This is a genomic window from Amycolatopsis sp. (assembly GCF_025464955.1).
Classification (GTDB): domain Bacteria; phylum Actinomycetota; class Actinomycetes; order Mycobacteriales; family Pseudonocardiaceae; genus Amycolatopsis.
In genome coordinates this window covers 1-13930 of record NZ_JAODNM010000079.1, presented here as the reverse complement: position 1 = coordinate 13930, position 13930 = coordinate 1, and the positions used below count along the sequence as shown (strand labels likewise).

The following is a 13930-nucleotide window of genomic DNA, read 5'->3' as shown; positions in this document are numbered from 1 at the left end:
GCGTTCGCAAGTCGACGGCGAGTTGTGATTCGGGAAGCGCCGTCACCGTCGTGCAGCCGCTCCCGTCGACCGAAGCAAGGACAGGGGCCGCGAGGGACTGCGGTGCGGATCCGAGCGCCACTCCCGTCACGCGGTGGCTGCCGCGCCCGGTCCCGTTCGCGAGTCGGCGGCGAATTGCGAAATCCGGGGAATGCAGTCAGGGCTCGTCAGTGTCACGGCCGGATGATCCGGTCGCGGCACTCACGAGCCCTGGTACGGGATATTCTATGTGGCGTGTAGGGTGTTGCGCCTGGGTCTTCGAAGCGGATCGAGATAAGCGGGCGGGATGAAGTCCGGTCTCCCGTCACCGCCCATCCGCACTTCCCAACCACCACAATGCACCAACCTATGGTGGCGTTCACATAAGAGGGTGAGGTTCTCAAAGTTGGTTTGGCCACCATTAGCCCAAAACACAATGTGGTGACCCTCGGTATGTTTGGCGTGTTTATTACAACCGGGAAAAGCGCAGCCGCGGTCACGCATGACAAGTCGGCAGCGTTGCCCGGGGGTGATGATGCGTTTGGACCGACCCAAATCCATCGGCTCGCTATCCATACCGAGAACAGCGGGAATGATCTTGCAGTCACACGCCAACATCCGCGCCTCGGCGGCCGTGATGACACCACCGAAGTCGAGCATCGCCACCCCGATCCCAGACTTGAGTGTTTCGAAGTCCAAGGTGACCGCCACATGCACCCGATCACCACCATGAGTCGGGATCTTCTTCGACGTCATCGCGAGCCGGACCAGGTCGACCAGCGCGTCGGCCTGGCGTTCCCATTGGCTGCGGGTGTCGCGGCCTTCCTCGGTGGAGTGCGGTTTCGCGAGTGGGTCGAGGGCTGCCCGCAACTGTGCGTAGGCCAGGTTGTCCAGCTTGCCTTTGAAGCTGGCGGTGCCGTCGCGGTGTTCCTGGAACGCCAGCTCTCGCTGCGGTCTCTCCGGCGGATCCTTCGGCTCCGGCCCATCCGGATCGAACGTGTTCAACAACCGGTCACCGGCCTTGCGGACCTCGAGAGGTGTCGCCTGCCGGGCGAGGTCGACCAGGATCTTCTCCGCACCCGCCCGATCCCGATCAGACACCGTCGCAGGCATCTTGATCATCGTCGCCACAATCTCATCCACATGCGCCGGAGTGATCTCACCCGCGCGTGCCGCGATACCGGCCAACGGTGCGATCGCAGGGATCTCCGTGCCATCCAGGTTACTGGAGGAGTTCACCGCCTTACCCCGGATCACGATCCGCTTCGCCGCCGCCGGGCCGATCTGAGTGACATCATCCAACCACAGTGCCGTGTTCAGATACTGGTAGACGACCTTCACACCCTCGGTCTCCACCTTCGCCGCCAGCACACCGAACAGCGCGTCGCACTCGTTGTAAATCCGCGCCAGTCGGCGAGCGATCTCCGCGGCTTCCACCGGATTCGCACGCCGAATCTCGGCAAGCGAGGGAAACCGGATCAGTGTGCTGGACACCCCTTTATTCTACCGTGATTCGAACGACCATTCGATACCCTTTCAGGTGATCCGCCTTATCGCTGCACGTGATCATTGATTGGACGTGAAGGCCACCTTCACGGAAAATTACGTCGTGAAGGTGGCCTTCACGTCCAACTGCATATCGCGGGTGTCACTCACAGATGCACCACGCCCGCGAGGCTGGTTGCTTAACGTGAGTGGCGAACTGCGAACGGCACTGAGGCTTTCCGCGTAACGTCGTGTGGCGTTGCGTGATCGTTTTGATGGTCACGTCGTGCGGCCGTGTTCGTGGTGGAGCAGGATCAGTGCGGCGGCAACGATGTCGCCGAGGCGCCAGGGGCAGCCGCGGTAGCGGCGGAGCGCCTTGTAGGTGGTCTTGAGCAACGAGTTGGCGCGTTCGCCGAGGCAGCGCAGCGCGCCGTGGATGGCGTTGTAGGCCTGCTGGTCGATGGTCAGTTGCCCGTTTTTGGGCTTCTTGAACGGGATCGTGAACGTTTCAGGTTCACCTTCGTAGCCCAGGTCCGCCAGTGCGTGGGCGCCGTCGCTGATCCAGTCGGTGATCCGGGCCAGCAGGTCGGGATCGGCGCGGGCGGCGCTGGTGTCGTGCTCGCGGCCGGGCCGCACGTCCGAGGTCCACAGTGGCCATCCGTCCGGAGCGGAGACGACCTGGATGTTCCCGCCGTGATGGTGGTGCTTGCCGCTCCACCACAAATCCAAACCCGACGTGGGACCAGGTGTGGAGATCCGGTCGGTGTGGATCAGCGTGCCATCCACGATCACATGCGAGTGACCAGCGGCCTTGGCCGCCAGCAGCGCCCCGTGCAGCGACGGCCGGCAGGCCGCAAGTACCGCGATACCCTCGTCGCGGTAGCCATAAGCGGTAGACAGCGCGATACCGTTATCCCTTGCCAGGGCCGACATCCGGGTGTCGTCGAGGAACCAGCGCAGCACCAGCACGGCCTGGGTGTAGGTGCCCAGCGCGCGGGTGCCCTCGCGGGTACCCCTACGCAGCCGTTCGCCGTGCAGCAGCGCGGACAAGAACAGCACGCTGTCCTCGGATACCTCCAGGACAGCGGCGTATGTAACACTCATCGACGCGGGACCTCTGTGAAGTTGATCTGTGAGAAGACCACTTCGTAGCAGGGGTCCCGCGCTCTCATCCGGATGCCGTCCCGCACGACCCCAAGATCACACAGCGTAGCGAACCGTTACCCGGAACGGCTCATTGCCAACCGTGACTCCGCCGTTTTCGAAGACCCGGACAGCCTCGACCTGCGACGTGATGCCCGCCGCCACGTCGCCTTCGGTTTCGGTGTGCACCAGTGTTTGGGCCAGCCGCTCGCCCGCGTCGAACTCCAGGTGGTCTACAGCACTCTCTACAAACGCGTTCCCAGTTTGAAACTGGCCACCGAACTGGACCGGATTCCGTTCAAACACGACGGATCCGTCTACGGCGTCTACGAACTGCCCGTCACTTGGTAGCCGTCCACCCACTCCCGGCCGACGCCAGGGCGAGCAGCGACGCGAGTGCCCATGGCCATGGTTCGGTGGTCGAGGTGGCCAGGTAGATGTTGGCTGCCGCGGCGCCGGCGAAGATGGCTGTCGCGGCCCACCAGAACAGCTGAATCCGGCGATCGGACTTCGTCATACGGGGGAGCATGGCCTACTCCTCACTTTTCCGATGGGATCGTGACATCGTGAGGAGGCGCCCAGGAGTTACCGACTGGAGGGATTTGCGCGGAAGATCACCCGCGGCGGGGGTATTTCCTGAACAGGTTTCACGTATTCCGGTCTGTATTCACGGAGTGTATTCCCGGTCTGTATTCAGGATGGGTGGAGGAATCCTTCGACGATGCGGTTGACCTTGTCCACTGCGGTCGTGTCGCCGAGCCGCAACGCGGTGTTGGCGGCCATGAGTACCGCGTCGATCTGGAAGGCCACGAGCTCGGCGTCGAGGTCGGCGATCTCACCGGCTTCGGTGGCGCAGCGGAGTTCGGCGGCGATGAGACCGCGCCACACCTGCTGATGGCGGACGAGCGCATCGCGGACGTCGCCTGGCCGGCTGTCGAAGTCGGCCAGGTTCGCCGCCCAGAAGCAGCCTCCCGGGAACAGTGGCGCTTCGGCGTACCGGATCCATTGTTCGACCAGCGCGCGTAGCCGGGTTGCGCCGCGAGGAGTCGTCAGCACGGGCTGGATCACGGCCTCGGTGAACGCGTCACGTGCGGATTCGGCCGCTGCAATCTGCAAGTTCTCCTTGGTGCCGAAGAGGGTTTGAACGCCGCTCTTGCTGAGGCCGAGGTCGGTGGCCAGCCTGCCGAGGCTGAGTCCGTTGAGCCCTTCCAGCGACGCGACGTCGACGGCATGGCGCAGGATCGTGCGCCTGGTCCGCGCGCCGCGCACCAGGCGCTGGTCCGTCACGGCCGCATCCGCAAGCTCGCTCATCACGTCATCCTGCCACTTGACTAAACATACGACCGGTCGTACGTTTAGTTTGCCACAGCTGCTGACCCTTCGGAGGACTGCCGTTATGCACACCGGTCGGATGGTGGACCTGGCGCAAGCGCTTGCGGTCGCCAAGAGCAGGCAGGACGTACCGGCGGCGATGAAGCTCCTGCACGCGGACATGCTGCTGGAGACCCCGGCCTTCGACGCCGCTGCCCGAGGTCCGGCCGAAAACGCAAAGGTGCTGACCCGGTTCTTCCGGACGTCCCCGGACTACAACGTCGTCCTCGACGAGCTGCCGGTGTTCATCCAGTTCGTCTTCAAGGACGACCTGATCAGCGGCGAGCGGTTCTTCTTCGACCTGTCGTCGCTGTGCGCGCAGTCGGGAGTTTCGACCGACGCGGTCCGGCGCACGGTGTTCGGCGGCAACCGATGACCTCGGACCCGCGGATACGGCCCGTCGGCGAAATCACGACGGAGCATCTGTTCGACATCGTCGTCGATTTGGCGCCACCACTGGACATGGGCACTGGTCCGTTCGGCAAACGGATCCTGTTCGGCGCCGCCGGAGGGTCGTTTGAAGGCCCGGGGTTGCGGGGCGAAGTGCTGGCGGGCGGTGGCGACTGGGCGTTGATCCGCCCCGACGGGACGATGACGCTGGATGTGCGACTGACCCTGCGCACGCACGACGACGCACTTGTGCACATGACCTACGGCGGCCGATGGATCATTCCGCCCGAACCGCGAGCCGACCTGTCCGAAGTCGTCAAGCGAAACCGGATCGACCCAGCCGGCTACTACTTCCGGACCAACCCGCTCTTCGAAACCGGGGCGACGCAGTACGCGTGGCTGAACGACGTCGTCTGCGTCGGTTCGGGCTACCTGGTCGACGGCGGAATCGCCTACAAAGTCGCGCGAGTCAGGTGACTGCCCGGGGCTGATGGGTGAAACGGCAGGTCCCGGCTTTCACTGACACGGGACAGCAGTTCGCCCCCCATCGCTCCCGCCGCTCGTTCCGGGCCGCTGTCGGCAAGCGACGTCAGTTGCCCTTGGCGTCGATGGCGGCTTGCAGGGACTGGGCGTAGGCGTCGCTGGTCGCCGTGGCTCCGGACACGGTGTCGACGTGGGCGCTCTGCGCCTGGAGGGCTTCCTGCCGCAGGGTCGGCGCGGCAGCGTCGGCGATGCGCTGGCTGTGCCGGTCGCCGGGTTCGGTGATGATCTGCACGTCGGTGATCTTGCCGCCGGTGAAGACGACCTGGACCTGATACGGCCCGAACTCGGTGTCCACAGTGGACCCGTTGACGGTCTTGGTTGCGGTGGCGCTGGGGGAGGGCGTTGGTGTGGGGCCACCCGGCGTCGGCGGGGCAGCGGTGGTCGAGGTGACCGGGCCGGTGGGCTGGGACGCGGAGGTGTGTGCCGCGGTCGTGGTGGGGCTGGACCCGCCTGGGTGATAGCGCACGAGCGGGACCAGCCCGGCGATGGTGAACAGGACGATGATGACGACCCGCCGCATCGGAGTCTCCTTTCAGGCCGCGAAAGCGAACCGCTCGGTGTGGCATTGCCCGGCCGGTACACCGAGCTGGGTCAGGGTTCGCTGGACCGCCGCGGTCATTCCCGGCGGTCCGCAGAGGAAGACGTCGCGCTGCCGGATGCGCGGCACCATCGCGGAAAGATGCGCTGGCCCCATGATCGGTCCGTGCCGCCCGGTCGCCGTCGACGGGCCGACCACGATGTGCAGGCGCGCGCCGTTGCGCCGGGCGAGCGCCCGCAGTTCGTCCACCAGTACGGCGTCGCGCTGGTCGCTCACGCGGTAGACCACGACGACGTCGTCGCGGGCAGCCGAAAGCTCCTCGAGTAACGCGCGCACAGGTGTCACACCCACTCCGCCGCCGATCAGCAGGACTCCGCGTTTCGTGCGTTTCCGGGTGGTGAACGCCCCGTAGGGACCCTCGGCGAACACTCGAGTCCCGGGATGGATTCCGTGCAGCGCGGCACTTCCGTCACCGAGGGCCTTGACGGTGATGCGCAGCGATCGCCCGTCGGGCATCGCCGAGAGCGAGTACGGATGTGCCTGCCACCACTGGTCCTTGGTGAGGAACCGCCACAGGAAGAACTGCCCGGACCGCGCGGGCAGCGTGTCCAGCTGACGTCCGCTGACGTGGATCGACACGACGTCGTGGCTTTCGCGGACCACCGAGGTGACGCGCAGGTTGTGCCGCAGTCCGCGGCTCACCGGCAGGATCAGCCGGAACGCCAGCACCGCGGCGAGTGCGGTGCCGTACAAGCCCCACCAGTACACGCGGCCGACCGGGGAGCCGATGAAGTCGCGTCCGACGGTGACCTGGTGCAGGAATCCGAGCAGCACGGCCAGATAGGCGTAGAGGTGCGCGAAGTGCCACGACTCGTAGCGCATCTTCCGCCGTGCCGAGCGCGCTGACGTCACGGCTACTACGATGAGCAGCACCATCGCTACGGCGGATTTCAGCACGTCTTGGGTGTCGAAGAGCAGGGTCCCGATTTCACCGAGTACCGGGCTGTGGTCCTGACCGGCGTAACCGAGCGTGATGAACGTGACGTGCGCCAGGAGCAGCCACAGCACCCAGAACCCGCTCCAGCGGTGCCACAGCGTCAAGCGATCCATCCCCAGGCTCCGCTCGAGCCAGGGGATCCGGGCGATCAGTACCAGCTGCACCACCAGGCCCAGCGCCCCGTACAGCCCGGTCAGCCGCCCCAGCCCGGTGAGCAGCGCGCCGGGGGCGGCGAGGGTGCCGAAGCCGCCGCCGAGGAAGAACAGGTCAGTGCACCAAGCGGCGTTGAGCGCGAGCAGTGCCCACAGCCACCAGGTCGCACCCAGGGGCTTCGCCGGTCGCGCGCTGGTCACAGGTGGGTCCTTCCGTCGTCACCAGCGAGTCTTGTCCGAGTTTCTGGGTGAAACCTGGGTATCGAGGCCGGTCGACGTTCGAGGGTGTTTCGCCGATTGGATTCCGGGGTAGCTTCGGACCGCTGCCGAGAGGAACGGGGTACCACCGACGATGGACGACCTGAGTGCGGATTCGGCCGGATCCGAGGCTCCCACCCGTTCCCGGTACGCCCTCTGGGACATGGACGTCCCGGGCGACAGCAAGGGGGGCAACGCGGCGGGTGACAACCCGGCGGGAGATGACGAGGACGACGCCTTGTCCGCCCTGGTCAGCCGCCGCTACGAGCTCGGCAGGCTGATCGGTTCAGGTGGCACGGCGCGGGTCTACCGGGCCTACGACCACAGCCTCGACCGCGAGGTCGCGATCAAGGTGTTCCACCGGGACGTGGTGCCGGTCGAACAGCGGCGACGGCTGCACGAAGTCGCGGTCATGGGCAGGCTGGACCACCCCGGGGTGGTTCCGCTGTTCGACACCGGTGACGAGGACGGCCACACCTTCCTGGTGATGCGGCTGGTCGACGGGCAGAACCTCGCCGACCGGCTGCGCTCGGGGCCGCTGCCACCGGGTGACGTGACCGCGTTGACGACGCAGCTGAGCGACGCGTTGGCGTACGTGCACGCGCGCGGGGTGACCCACCGGGATCTCAAGCCCGCCAACATCCTCCTCGGCGACGACGGGCCGGTGATCAGCGATTTCGGCATCGCGCAGTCGGTGGACGCGACCAGGGTGACCGCGACCGGGGCCATCGTCGGCACGGCCGCGTACATGGCACCTGAGCAGGTGCTCGGCGACCTCGTCGGGTCTCCGGCCGATATCTACTCGCTCGGCCTGATCCTGCTGGAATGCCTGACCGGCGTCCGCGAGTACACCGGCACCATGGCGGAATGCGCGATCGCGCGCCTGACCCGGCAGCCGCGGCTACCGCAGGACCTGCCGCCGGCATTGGCCCGGCTGCTACGCCAGATGACAGCCCGAGTCCCCGCGCAGCGCCCGACCGCCGCGGTCGTGCGCCAGACCCTCAGCGCGGACGAGGAAGCGCCTTCACCCGTCGACGCGCCGACGACGATCGTGGCCAGACCTGTCCCGCGAGGACACCGCGGAGTTCTGGTCGGGACGCTGGCGGCCGGCGCGGCGGTGATCGCGGCGGTGTGTGTCTTCGGTCTTCCCACTGCCGTGCAAGGGAATCCGGCGTCGTCGCCACCCCCGACCGTATCCTCCCCGCCAAGCCCGGTCGCGCCCCAGTCGCCGTCCTCATCCGCACCGAATCCGGTGGCAGGCCTGCCGCAGACACAAAGCGGTGCTGAACCGGCAGGGATCGCACCGGCACCGGCACCGGCGCCAGGTATCTGGGTAAAACCGGGGAAGAACGCCAAAAAGCACATCCCCAAGGGAGAAGGCCGCGGTGGTGGCCACGGCGACGAGGGAGGCTGACGCTGCTCAGCCGTCCTTCGTGGTGGGACCTCGGCCGATGCGCCGGGCGATCAGCACGCCGGCCGCGAGCAGGACCACCGCGCCGAGGATCCAGGGCCACAGTGGGACAGTGCCGCTCGCGGCCGCGCTGTCGGTGGTTGCCGGAGCGGCCACCTCGGCGACGAAGGGACCCGCGGAACTCGGTGGGACGGCGGAAGCCGGCAACGGGGTGGCCGTCTTCGGGCCGGCGACGGTGAGAGTGAACGGCACCGACCCGGACACGGGGTGGCCGTCCGCGGAAATGACGTGATAGTTCATCGTGTACTGCCCGGCCGGGCCCAGCGGCCGGAGGCCGTTGCCGAGTTTGTCGCCGGTGATGGTGGCCGCGCCGGTCTCCCAGTGGGACTTCCCGTCGGGGCCGATCACGGACAGCTCGGTGAAGCCGCGGCTCAACGGTTCGTTGAACTCCAGCACAACCTGCGCCGGGGCGACAACCAGTGCGGAATCTTTCGCCGGGATGCTCGACATCAACACGCTGTGCGCGCTGGCGGCCGGCGCGTCGGTGAGCAGAAACAGTGCGGACAACAGCACCGCGGCACCTGTGGTCAGGGCCTTGTTCCTCGTGAGTCGCATGTCGTTCCTCAGGGAGTGCTCGAAAACAGTGAGTTTTTCGGTATCGCGGCAGGGGGTGGCCGTCGGCGACGTTATCGCCCACTTCTCGGCGCGCAAGCCCGTCAAACGAAACAGCTGCGTTAAACAGTTCTCACCGCACTTTCCCGAACGCGCGGGTAACCCGGACAAAGTGGACCTGGAAGTGGTCTGGCAAGCCCTGAGGGGCCACACGATCGAGTGAACGCGGGTCTGGGGTGCCGGGGACTTCACCGGCGTGGGTCACCGAACTCGATCCGACTTTACTTGTCCTTCATGTGACGATCACGCCACGAAACACGCGTTCTGGTTTTCTTCTGCCCCATCACCACACCGTTATTCCAGCCCAACGGTCCCCGCCGCTCGTCGGTTCCCGCGAGGCCTCCGTATTCCCGCGATACGGCCGACCCGCGAATTCGAAAACGCCGAACAGGGGGCGACAACCATTACCGGAGGAACGCCCGTGCCCGTTTCGGTAGGCCTTTCCCTGCGGCGTGAACACCTGATCGCGGCGTGCCTGACCGGCGCGGTCGTGGTGATCGTCGGCTACGCCTCGGGCCTCGGCTTGAAACCGGGCGTCACCTCGACTTCCGCGCCTTCGGTCATCGCCGGGGGAAGCCCGCCGGTGGGCCCTGGAACACAGCAGTCGCTGCCTTCGGACATCCCGCCGGTGAGCACGGTGCCGCCGATGCCACCGATGGGGGGAATGCCGAACACCGTGCCGGTGGCTTCGATGCCCGGCGGCGTCGGCGGGGTCATCGCGCAAACCCAGCCGCCGGCGGACTCGACCTCGCCGGGTTCGGGGAACCCCACACCCACCGGTCCGCCGACGACGTCCACCCCGCCGCCGCCTCCGCCGGGTACGCCGCTGCCGCAGTGCCAACCCGGTCTCGTGCAACCGGTTCTCGACGGTGTTTCGGGGCTGCCGCTTGTCGGCGGACTGGCGACCGGGCTCGGGGTGACCGGCCCGAACGGTTTGCTGGCCACGATTCTCGGCTACTGCCAGGCCGCCGACGGCACCGCGCAACTGGCAATGGTGCCGGCGCCGTCGGCAGCACCGACAACGCCGTCGGCATTGCCGCTGCCGGTGAACGGGGGCTGAGCCGTGGACCTGACCTCGGCCAAGGCCGTGTACATCATCGCGCGCTGCGCCGACTACTTCGGCATGACGCTGTTCCTCGGCGGCCTGTTCTTTCTGGCCGTGCTGTGGCCGTCGGGCGGGGACAGCCGACGCGCCCGCGGTGTGATCGTCACCGGCTGGATCGTCGGTTTCCTCGGCACCGCAGCGGGAATCGGTCTGCAGGGCACGTGGGCGGGACAGCGTCCGGTCGGCGACTTCGTCCGTTGGAGCCTGATCAGCCAGGTTCTCGACACCGACTTCGGCCGGATCTGGTTCGCCAAAACGCTGCTGTGGGTGCTCGGCGGCGTCATCCTCGCCGACCTGCTGCAGCGCGGACGCCGTGCCGCCGAGTCGATACCCTGGCGGGTCGGCGCCGGAGCCATCGCGATCGGCCTGCTGCGGACGACCGGGCTGACCGGGCACTCCGTCGAGAGCTCGACTCCGCTGCTCACCCAGACCGCGGATTTCGTGCACCTGGCCGGAGTCTGCGCCTGGATCGGCGGTCTCGCGGTGTTGCTGTTCGGCGTGCTTTCGCGCCGTGACCCCGACGAGCTCGCCGTGGTTGTCTCCCGTTACTCGAAGCTGGCGATGGCGTCGGTGTCCGCGGTGATCGTCGCGGGGGTCGCCCTCGCGTGGCAGACCGTCGGCTCGGTGGGCCGGGTGTTCACCACCGACTACGGCCACATCCTGCTGGTGAAGCTGTCCGTGCTCGCTGTTGTCCTGCTCATCGCGCAAGGCAGCCGCAGCTGGGTGTCCCGGCGGCTGGACTTCGCCGTGGTGCTGCGCGGTGACGCCGGCGTTGTCCGCTCGTTCGTCTACTCCGTCGCCGCTGAGACCGCGCTCGTGATCGTGGTCCTGCTCGCGGCGAGCTTTCTCGTCACGGCCAGCCCCGGCCGTTGACCGTACTACCCGAAAGGAATTCCTTTGATGGACGACCTCGACACCACCACGCCGGCCGAAGGGCCCCCACCGGCTAAGGCGGTGGGCAAGCGGAAGAACTGGCCGATCGGGGTGGCGATCATCGCGCTCGCGGTGGCGATGTTCAGCCTGTCGATCCTGCGTGGCGGTGACGCGCCGACGACGACCGCTGCCGGGCAGACCGCCGATGTCAGCCTCGCCGCGCTGTCGGCGCAAAGCCCGATGGCCATGCCGCTGTACCAGGGCCTGGTCGCGCAGCAGGCCGGCGCTTCGGCGGCCAAGACGGTGGCGGTCGACGCGAGCGGGTACAAGTTCACCCCGGCGGCACTGACCATCGCGGTGGGGGACACGGTGACGTGGACCAACCACGACCAGGCCCCGCACAACGTGGTGATCACCGACGGCCCGGAGAAGTTCACCACCTCGACGATGCAGACCGGGCAGTCCGTCAGCCACACCTTCACCATGGCGGGCAGCTACTCCTACTACTGCGCGATCCACCCGGACATGAAGGCCACGATCACCGTGACCGGGTCCACCACCCCGCCGCCGACGTCGTCGAGCTCGACCCCGCCGCCGACGTCCAGCTCGAGCACCCCGCCGACTTCGTCGAGCTCGATGTCGATGCCGCCGACCAGCTCGGTACCCGGTGGAACCACCTGTATCGACAAGGCGATCCTGCAGCCGTTCATCGACCACCTCAAGGCCGCGCACCTGGAAACCTCACCGGGCCAGCAGGTGCAGGACCTGCTCAACCTCGACCAGTACATCAAGACGCACACCGTGCTGGTGGAGAACATGCTCAAGCCGGTGTCGGACGGGTCGGTCACGTCGCTGCTCGGCGACACGCTGACGCCGATCATCGCGCACATCAAGAGCGCGCACCTGGAGACGTCACTGGGGCAGCAGGTGCAGGACCTGCTCAACCTCGACCAGTACGTCAAGACCCACACCGTGTGGCTGGAGTCGGTTCTGACTCCGCTGCTCAACCAGGCCACCTGCTGACCCGTCGGCACGTCCGCGGTGGCCCGGGGCGAGGAGTCCCGGGCCACCGCACGTCCGGTGCGTTTTTCCGCTTTGGAGACGATATGCCCACTGACACTCAGATTCTGCCCCTCGATCCGTCCGCTGTGGAGGAGTACCCGCTCGCCGCGGACTACCGGCTCCGCGAGGACCGGTGTGTGGTCGAGCTCTCGATCCGGCCACTGGGCCGTCCTGTCTTGAGAGGACGGTTGACCGCGACCGACGGGCACTTCGACCTGACCGGGCAAGGGGACGGCCACCAGCTTGCGCTTACCATGACGGCGGTTTCGTTGCGTACCAACGTTCCGTTGCTGCACAAGGTGTTGACCGGTCGCACGGCCTTGCGTGCGGCTGACTTCGCCGAGATTGCCTTCACCAGCAGCGACATCATCCTCGACGAAAACCGGGCCTTGGACATCGTCGGGCAGGTCGAGCTGTGCGGGATGACGCGGGAAGTGCGGCTGCGCGGGGATATCCGCCACGCCGACGCCGCGTCCGTAGTGGTGTGGGCCGCCGGGTCGCTGCCCGCGCCCCGACGCAAACCGCGGGGGATCGGCCGGCTCGCGAGCTTGCTCGCCAAGCGCCGGATCCACCTGGAGATCGCCGTGGAGTTCACCCGATGACCCGTCTCCTGCGAGTCCTGCTGGCCGGGCTGTTCTTGTGGGCGCTAACCAGCGTGGCCTTCGTGTCGCCGGTCAGTGCCGCCACCAGCCAGGTCGCGATGCAGAACTACGCCTTCTCCCCGGCGTCGCTCACCGTGCACGTCGGCGACACCGTCACTTGGACCCAGCACGACACCGCGCCGCACAACGTCGTCACCACGAGCGCGCCGGTGGCGATCAGCGGGCCGCAGTTGTCCCAGGGACAAACCTGGAGTTACACGTTCAGCCAGGCGGGCACCTACTCGTACTACTGCACCGTGCACCCGGACATGCGTGCCCAGGTCGTCGTGCTTGCCGCCGCGACGCCCGCGCAGCACCCCGTTCAGCAGGCACCGGTCGCGCCCGTCACGTCGAAGCCGCATGCCACCGCCGCGCATCCCGCGACCAGTACGCCGGCGACCGCCGCGTCGACCGGCGCCGCCGCGGCCCCGGTCACCGCTACGACCGGCGGGGTCCCTTCGGCGGGGGCTCCGACGCAGGTGGTGGCACAACAGGCCGCGACGACGACCAGCTCGCCGACGCTGGACCCGATGCTGCTCGTCGCCGGTGTGGTCACCGCGGTGGCGGTGTTCTGTTTGCTGCTACTGGGGTCGCGACAACGGCAGTGACAACGGCTCGGGAGGGTTGGTTCCGCTTTACTGCAGCAGGGACTGGGGCCGGCCACGGGTTCGCGGAGCGGATCCGAGGGCCTGTCTCCTTTGTGCTGGTGGCTGCGTTTTGTGAGTGCCGAAAGGGCTTTCCTTGCGGTGAACGCACGGATAACGCCGTTCGCACTTCGCTACTCACTTTAAGCAACCGACGTCACGGGCTTGGTGCATCAGTGAGTGACACCCGCGATATGCAGTTGGACGTGAAGGCCACCTTCACGACGTAATGCGCCGTGAAGGTGGCCTTCACGTCCAATCAATGATCACGTACAGCGATAATGCGGATCACCTGAAAGGGTATCGAATAGTAGTTCGAGTCGCGGTAGAATAAAGGGGTGTCCAGCTCAGTGATCCAGTTCCCCTCGCTCGCCGAGATTCGGCGTGCGAATCCGGTGGAAGCCGCTGCGATCGCCCGTCAACTGGCGCGGATTTACAGTGAGTGTGACGCGTTGTTCGGTGTGCTGGCGGCGAAGGTAGAAGCCGAGGGTGTGAAGGTTGTCTACCAGTATCTGAACACGGCACTGTGGTTGGATGATGTCACTCAGATCGGCCCGGCGGCGGCGAAGCGGATCGTGATCCGGGGTAAGGCCGTGAACTCCTCCCATACCCTGGACGGCACAGAAG

Annotated in this window: 17 protein-coding genes and 1 pseudogene; 11 read left to right on the top strand and 7 right to left on the bottom strand. The window is 66.8% G+C overall.

Annotated features, from left to right (window positions below; all coding sequences use genetic code 11):
* Window positions 1–264: 264 nt before the first annotated feature.
* Both JWQ81_RS17475 and JWQ81_RS17470 read right to left on the bottom strand, forming a co-directional pair.
* Window positions 265–1512, bottom strand: a complete 1248-nt coding sequence (locus tag JWQ81_RS17475; protein WP_297542749.1) for an HNH endonuclease signature motif containing protein — start codon at window positions 1510–1512, stop codon at window positions 265–267.
* A 270-nt stretch (window positions 1513–1782) separates the two neighbouring features.
* Window positions 1783–2607 (bottom strand): transposase family protein, encoded by an 825-nt coding sequence (locus JWQ81_RS17470; RefSeq protein WP_297542747.1) that lies wholly within the window; start codon window positions 2605–2607, stop codon window positions 1783–1785.
* 132 nt (window positions 2608–2739) lie between these two features.
* On the opposite strand from JWQ81_RS17470, the pseudogene JWQ81_RS17465 reads away from it, so the two are divergent.
* Window positions 2740–2997 (top strand): annotated as a pseudogene (locus tag JWQ81_RS17465) (cytochrome P450); the annotation flags it as partial.
* Here the strand turns inward: JWQ81_RS17465 and JWQ81_RS17460 are convergent.
* Both JWQ81_RS17460 and JWQ81_RS17455 read right to left on the bottom strand, forming a co-directional pair.
* Window positions 2987–3163 carry a hypothetical protein gene (locus tag JWQ81_RS17460; protein WP_297542745.1) on the bottom strand — a complete coding sequence of 59 codons (177 nt, stop codon included), beginning with the start codon at window positions 3161–3163 and terminating at the stop codon, window positions 2987–2989. The pseudogene JWQ81_RS17465 and the gene JWQ81_RS17460 sit on opposite strands and share 11 nt — an antisense overlap.
* Window positions 3164–3339: 176 nt before the next feature.
* Window positions 3340–3957, bottom strand: a complete 618-nt coding sequence (locus JWQ81_RS17455) for a TetR/AcrR family transcriptional regulator (protein WP_297542743.1) — start codon at window positions 3955–3957, stop codon at window positions 3340–3342.
* 85 nt (window positions 3958–4042) lie between these two features.
* On the opposite strand from JWQ81_RS17455, the gene JWQ81_RS17450 reads away from it, so the two are divergent.
* Window positions 4043–4393, top strand: a complete 351-nt coding sequence (locus JWQ81_RS17450) for a hypothetical protein (protein ID WP_297542741.1) — start codon at window positions 4043–4045, stop codon at window positions 4391–4393.
* Entirely contained in the window at window positions 4390–4884 is a 495-nt protein-coding gene (locus tag JWQ81_RS17445; protein ID WP_297542739.1) for a DUF3237 domain-containing protein, read from the top strand. Before JWQ81_RS17450 ends, JWQ81_RS17445 begins: the two co-directional genes overlap by 4 nt.
* Window positions 4885–4996: 112 nt before the next feature.
* Here the strand turns inward: JWQ81_RS17445 and JWQ81_RS17440 are convergent, their stop codons facing one another.
* Both JWQ81_RS17440 and JWQ81_RS17435 read right to left on the bottom strand, forming a co-directional pair.
* On the bottom strand, window positions 4997–5470 hold the full coding sequence (locus JWQ81_RS17440) for an FMN-binding protein (RefSeq protein WP_297542737.1): 474 nt from the start codon (window positions 5468–5470) through the stop codon (window positions 4997–4999).
* Window positions 5471–5482: 12 nt separating this feature from the next.
* Window positions 5483–6838 carry a ferredoxin reductase family protein gene (locus JWQ81_RS17435; RefSeq protein ID WP_297542735.1) on the bottom strand — a complete coding sequence of 452 codons (1356 nt, stop codon included), beginning with the start codon at window positions 6836–6838 and terminating at the stop codon, window positions 5483–5485.
* A 151-nt stretch (window positions 6839–6989) separates the two neighbouring features.
* Here JWQ81_RS17435 and JWQ81_RS17430 point away from each other — a divergent pair, with 151 nt between their 5' ends.
* Window positions 6990–8309 (top strand): serine/threonine-protein kinase, encoded by a 1320-nt coding sequence (locus tag JWQ81_RS17430; protein WP_297542734.1) that lies wholly within the window; start codon window positions 6990–6992, stop codon window positions 8307–8309.
* A gap of 6 nt (window positions 8310–8315) precedes the next feature.
* Here the strand turns inward: JWQ81_RS17430 and JWQ81_RS17425 are convergent, their stop codons facing one another.
* Window positions 8316–8921 carry a copper resistance CopC family protein gene (locus tag JWQ81_RS17425; protein ID WP_297542732.1) on the bottom strand — a complete coding sequence of 202 codons (606 nt, stop codon included), beginning with the start codon at window positions 8919–8921 and terminating at the stop codon, window positions 8316–8318.
* On the opposite strand from JWQ81_RS17425, the gene JWQ81_RS17420 reads away from it, so the two are divergent.
* The 7 genes from JWQ81_RS17420 to JWQ81_RS17390 form a co-directional block, all read left to right on the top strand.
* Complete coding sequence (locus JWQ81_RS17420; RefSeq protein WP_297542730.1) at window positions 8920–9141, top strand: hypothetical protein; 222 nt, start codon at window positions 8920–8922, stop codon at window positions 9139–9141. The two genes, JWQ81_RS17425 and JWQ81_RS17420, sit on opposite strands and share 2 nt — an antisense overlap.
* A 258-nt stretch (window positions 9142–9399) precedes the next feature.
* Window positions 9400–10038 carry a hypothetical protein gene (locus tag JWQ81_RS17415; protein ID WP_297542728.1) on the top strand — a complete coding sequence of 213 codons (639 nt, stop codon included), beginning with the start codon at window positions 9400–9402 and terminating at the stop codon, window positions 10036–10038.
* A 9-nt stretch (window positions 10039–10047) separates the two neighbouring features.
* Entirely contained in the window at window positions 10048–10956 is a 909-nt protein-coding gene (locus JWQ81_RS17410) for a CopD family protein (RefSeq protein WP_297542878.1), read from the top strand.
* Between the two features lie 27 nt (window positions 10957–10983).
* Window positions 10984–11979, top strand: a complete 996-nt coding sequence (locus JWQ81_RS17405) for a cupredoxin family copper-binding protein (RefSeq protein ID WP_297542726.1) — start codon at window positions 10984–10986, stop codon at window positions 11977–11979.
* 83 nt (window positions 11980–12062) lie between these two features.
* On the top strand, window positions 12063–12620 hold the full coding sequence (locus JWQ81_RS17400) for a YceI family protein (protein WP_297542724.1): 558 nt from the start codon (window positions 12063–12065) through the stop codon (window positions 12618–12620).
* A complete protein-coding gene (locus JWQ81_RS17395) occupies window positions 12617–13267 on the top strand; it encodes a cupredoxin family copper-binding protein (protein WP_297542722.1) in 651 nt (216 codons plus the stop codon). The genes JWQ81_RS17400 and JWQ81_RS17395 overlap by 4 nt, the downstream gene beginning before the upstream one ends.
* Before the next feature lie 374 nt (window positions 13268–13641).
* Window positions 13642–13930, top strand: a 289-nt coding sequence (locus JWQ81_RS17390) for a hypothetical protein (RefSeq protein ID WP_297542720.1), incomplete at its 3' end; no start/stop codon positions are given.

Coding starts and splice junctions, on each gene's coding strand:
- JWQ81_RS17470 (WP_297542747.1), bottom strand. CDS start 2,607: ATGAGTGTTACATACGCCGCTGTCCTGGAGGTATCCGAGGACAGCGTG.
- JWQ81_RS17460 (WP_297542745.1), bottom strand. CDS start 3,163: ATGACGAAGTCCGATCGCCGGATTCAGCTGTTCTGGTGGGCCGCGACA.
- JWQ81_RS17455 (WP_297542743.1), bottom strand. CDS start 3,957: ATGAGCGAGCTTGCGGATGCGGCCGTGACGGACCAGCGCCTGGTGCGC.
- JWQ81_RS17450 (WP_297542741.1), top strand. CDS start 4,043: ATGCACACCGGTCGGATGGTGGACCTGGCGCAAGCGCTTGCGGTCGCC.
- JWQ81_RS17445 (WP_297542739.1), top strand. CDS start 4,390: ATGACCTCGGACCCGCGGATACGGCCCGTCGGCGAAATCACGACGGAG.
- JWQ81_RS17440 (WP_297542737.1), bottom strand. CDS start 5,470: ATGCGGCGGGTCGTCATCATCGTCCTGTTCACCATCGCCGGGCTGGTC.
- JWQ81_RS17430 (WP_297542734.1), top strand. CDS start 6,990: ATGGACGACCTGAGTGCGGATTCGGCCGGATCCGAGGCTCCCACCCGT.
- JWQ81_RS17420 (WP_297542730.1), top strand. CDS start 8,920: ATGTCGTTCCTCAGGGAGTGCTCGAAAACAGTGAGTTTTTCGGTATCG.
- JWQ81_RS17425 (WP_297542732.1), bottom strand. CDS start 8,921: ATGCGACTCACGAGGAACAAGGCCCTGACCACAGGTGCCGCGGTGCTG.
- JWQ81_RS17405 (WP_297542726.1), top strand. CDS start 10,984: ATGGACGACCTCGACACCACCACGCCGGCCGAAGGGCCCCCACCGGCT.
- JWQ81_RS17400 (WP_297542724.1), top strand. CDS start 12,063: ATGCCCACTGACACTCAGATTCTGCCCCTCGATCCGTCCGCTGTGGAG.
- JWQ81_RS17395 (WP_297542722.1), top strand. CDS start 12,617: ATGACCCGTCTCCTGCGAGTCCTGCTGGCCGGGCTGTTCTTGTGGGCG.